A 3,282-nucleotide genomic window follows, 5' to 3' on the forward strand; every position below is an offset into this window, starting at 1 on the left:
ACCGCTATAAAACGAACGTAGAAAGTTCGATCAGATTATCTGGAACTAGCTGAACCAAACGATCTTGCCAAGTCGAGAGCCGATGATTGATAGCCATCTGGACAACTGCCCAACGGCAGAGGCCGAGGCGCACGAGATTCTGCCTGACGACCCATTAGGGCCTGGCCGAAGTTCTTGACGCTCGTTCTCGCTCAGATTGGCAGTGCTCGCCGGGTAAAGTATGCTGGCTGATGCTGAACGTCAGAAGATTACGCTAGCCCCTAGTGCGCTGGCTGCGACGGTTCAGGCACCACTACAACCATAATCGACCGAATCAAGCGCTCGATGGACGAACGCCAGCTGAGGAGGTTCTCAACTAGACAGCGCCGACAGACAGGATATATAAATTGTTTGTCGTGGTCAGAAGCTAGAGTTTCTGACCAGACTGGCCAGAAGGTGGGTGTCTTTAACTCGGTAGCGGGGTGGCGAGAAGGTGGTTCTCGCTCGGTATGCGTCTCGGTCAGAACCGTTATTCGTGTCTCGAAGAGAGTGTCGGCCAGCGGGATGGGATAGCCAGTAATTCCGGCGGGTTCATATCCTGCAGATCGGTGATTCGAATCCACATCCCGGTGTACTGGAGCGTGACCGTGGGCAATAGTGGGACAGGTTTAATTTGCCGTGGGCAATAGTGGATACCATGGGTATGAACGTCGAATCGGACGATATCCGAACGAAGGAAGCCGACGACCGCGGACGGCTGTACCTCGGCACTGAATACGCGAACAAGCGCATCACTGTCGCTGTCGTTGACGTCGAGGACGACCGACCGAACGAAGACGAGCTCGCGGCGGCCTACCAAGATGCGGCTACATCCGCCCGTGACATCACTCGTGAGTGGGACCACGTGTCTGATGAAGCGTGGGAGTCACTCGGTCCGGCACCTCGCGTCGAAGGCTACGATGCCGACGAGGACGATGAGTGAGGACGCGACGGAAGTTAGACGAGGCGATATCGTCATCGTCGAGCTTGATCCGACGCGCGGCCACGAGATGCAGAAGACGCGCCCGTGCGTTGTCGTCCAAAATGACGTCGGCAACCGCAACTCGCACACGACGGTCGTTGCCCCCGCGACAACCACCCATCGTGGCTATCCCTTCGAAGTCCTGGTAACGGAGGACGAGAGTGATTTCAACGAAGATTCATCGATTCGACTCGATCAGATTCGCTCGGTCGATATCCCTGAACGCATCCAGTTCGTCGCCGGGCAGCTCCCGGCATCTATCATGCGAGAGGTCGATAGCGCGCTGAAACTCGAGCTCGCCCTCGATTGAGAGCGGCTGTTCTACTGAACAGTTTTGAGAGCAGCGCTCACGCGGTCGTCGTCGGCTTCGGCCCCGAGATACCAGCGACGACGGTCGGGATCCTTGTGGATTTTCATGAGGCCTTGACGGGTGAGGTTCGGCATATCGCGGGCGACCGCTCGATACGATTCACTGTCGCTGACGCGCTCTAACGCCCGACGGACTTCGAGGTAACCGACCTCGCCGTCTTCGCGGTCGGGGTCGAGGAGCACCTGCAAATACCCATCGTCGTCATGGCGGAAGCCAGTGGGAACCCGGCCGGTCCATTTGCCTTGCTCCTGTGCGCTAGCGACACCGGCCTCGACGCGCTTGATGAGCCGGCGACGTTCCTCTTCGGCAACGGCAGCGGAGATGTCAGCAATAAGCTTCCCGGTGCCGTCAGGACGCACTTCAGAGATCCAACCGTCGGTGATAGCGACGGTGGTCCCGGCATCTTCGCAGCACTCGAAAAAGCGCTGGTAGATACTGCCGAGTCGTGCCAACCGCGAAATCTCCCACACCACGACGTACTCGTACTCACCAGTATCAATTGCGTCGATCAGCTCGGAGAACTGTTCGCGGCCGGGGTCCGACCCGGAGTATCCGAGGTCGGCGTATTGGTCGACGTCATCCGGGTCGATGTCGTGTTCGTCGAGCCAATCGTTGATCGCATCGCGTTGGTGAGTGGTCTCTTGGGTGTCGGTGGAGGCACGGATGTAGGTGGCTATGGAGGCCATTTTGGAGTCGTCTTTGTTACCGGGTGTTCAGTATATAAAGGTGGGTGGGTTTGTTGCAGGCTGCAATGATCCATGTGCTTCATTGCAGGGGTAGACATGCGGTTGGACTGTGTTGCTGGCTGGAAATACCGGACATTCACTCATTCCCACACCGCCGCAAACCCGCGAGCAATATATTGGCGAGCCAACGCTATCGGTATAGTGGAATGTGGTATATGATGGGTAGAAACCTTGCTCCTTCAATTTCTGCTACTGTATGGATGATGGGCCTACGCCCCAACGTTTATCTTTGTGGGGGTTCGACCCCTACGTAGTCGATGGCACCAGCGACCGAGGTGTTCAGAGAGACAGATACCCACCCGAACGGAGACCGATACCGCATGAAAGTGCTGCAAGTGTCACAAAGCGACGACTACCCGCTCGGCCTCAAATATAGTTTCCAGTATATGACCGCAGATGGGACGACACTACTCCGCTTCGACAACTATCCCTACCACCCGAACGTAAACACCCACCACCGTCACACCCGTGAGAGCGTCGAAAGCATCGACTACACAGGCATCAACGACCACATCGACCGTTTCTACGAGGAAATGGATGAGCTTCATGAGCAACGACACTCCTAACCCCGACACCGACGACAGCATCGACAGCGAACCCTTCGAAATGGGACCCGAGGAGGTCGAATACCCACCAGTATTGCGACTCACGGCCAACCCCCAAGAGAAAGCCCGTGAATCCTCGCGTGAGCGCCTGCGCGAGTGGCAAGACGGCGAAACGGTCCCGCACGTCATCAATTTCCAAGACCCGGCAGCGCTGCGGAAACTACTCACCGCCCGGCGCATCGAACTCTTGGGCAGCATTATGGACGCGCGGCCTGAGAGTATCCGCGACCTCGCCGACCGGCTTGACCGAGGTGTCAAAGAGACCGCTGATGATGTGAATCTGCTCGCCGAGTACGAAATCGTCTACTTCGAGCAGGACGGCCGCGCGAAGCAACCCTACGTGCCGTATGAGACGGTGAAAATCGAAGTCGAGGTTGAAGCGACGACAGCCGACGAGACCGACCGTGCGGTTGCATCGGGATGAGGAAGCAAACCAGTTTCAAACGGCTCAGTTGAATCTGCAGAGGGAAGCAGGATAGGTCGCCAGAATCAGTGTACTGAAGCGGGAGAGTGCTGTTGTGGAGAAGACACTCTTCCGCTTCGTGAAGCAAGTAGCTTCAC

5 protein-coding genes and 1 pseudogene are annotated in these 3,282 nt (G+C 57.1%); 5 read left to right on the forward strand and 1 reads right to left on the reverse strand.

Translation table 11 applies throughout. The features are described 5' to 3' along the window. Positions 1-266: 266 nt before the first annotated feature. From ACQUQO_RS17955 to ACQUQO_RS17965, 3 genes and pseudogenes are all read left to right on the forward strand, one after another. Positions 267-359, forward strand: a pseudogene (locus ACQUQO_RS17955) (IS6 family transposase); the annotation flags it as partial. Between the two features lie 323 nt (positions 360-682). Further along, a complete protein-coding gene (locus tag ACQUQO_RS17960) occupies positions 683-961 on the forward strand; it encodes a hypothetical protein (RefSeq protein WP_435079993.1) in 279 nt (92 codons plus the stop codon). Continuing rightward, a complete protein-coding gene (locus ACQUQO_RS17965) occupies positions 954-1,310 on the forward strand; it encodes a type II toxin-antitoxin system PemK/MazF family toxin (RefSeq protein WP_435079985.1) in 357 nt (118 codons plus the stop codon). Before ACQUQO_RS17960 ends, ACQUQO_RS17965 begins: the two co-directional genes overlap by 8 nt. An 11-nt stretch (positions 1,311-1,321) precedes the next feature. Here the strand turns inward: ACQUQO_RS17965 and ACQUQO_RS17970 are convergent, their stop codons facing one another. Further along, a complete protein-coding gene (locus ACQUQO_RS17970) occupies positions 1,322-2,056 on the reverse strand; it encodes a recombinase family protein (protein ID WP_435079987.1) in 735 nt (244 codons plus the stop codon). Between the two features lie 317 nt (positions 2,057-2,373). On the opposite strand from ACQUQO_RS17970, the gene ACQUQO_RS17975 reads away from it, so the two are divergent. Together ACQUQO_RS17975 and ACQUQO_RS17980 are read left to right on the forward strand one after the other, a co-directional pair. Continuing rightward, on the forward strand, positions 2,374-2,682 hold the full coding sequence (locus tag ACQUQO_RS17975) for a toxin-antitoxin system TumE family protein (RefSeq protein WP_435079989.1): 309 nt from the start codon (positions 2,374-2,376) through the stop codon (positions 2,680-2,682). Further along, positions 2,663-3,145, forward strand: a complete 483-nt coding sequence (locus ACQUQO_RS17980; RefSeq protein WP_435079991.1) for a transcriptional regulator — start codon at positions 2,663-2,665, stop codon at positions 3,143-3,145. Before ACQUQO_RS17975 ends, ACQUQO_RS17980 begins: the two co-directional genes overlap by 20 nt. The last annotated feature ends 137 nt before the right edge of the window (positions 3,146-3,282 follow it).

This window comes from Halococcus sp. AFM35, from assembly GCF_051195015.1.
Taxonomy (GTDB): Archaea; Halobacteriota; Halobacteria; order Halobacteriales; family Halococcaceae; genus Halococcus.

What these genes read in the sequence shown, in the direction of transcription:
- ACQUQO_RS17975 (WP_435079989.1), top strand. Translation starts at nt 2,374, where the DNA reads ATGGCACCAGCGACCGAGGTGTTCAGAGAGACAGATACCCACCCGAAC.
- ACQUQO_RS17970 (WP_435079987.1), bottom strand. Translation starts at nt 2,056, where the DNA reads ATGGCCTCCATAGCCACCTACATCCGTGCCTCCACCGACACCCAAGAG.
- ACQUQO_RS17960 (WP_435079993.1), top strand. Translation starts at nt 683, where the DNA reads ATGAACGTCGAATCGGACGATATCCGAACGAAGGAAGCCGACGACCGC.
- ACQUQO_RS17980 (WP_435079991.1), top strand. Translation starts at nt 2,663, where the DNA reads ATGAGCAACGACACTCCTAACCCCGACACCGACGACAGCATCGACAGC.
- ACQUQO_RS17965 (WP_435079985.1), top strand. Translation starts at nt 954, where the DNA reads ATGAGTGAGGACGCGACGGAAGTTAGACGAGGCGATATCGTCATCGTC.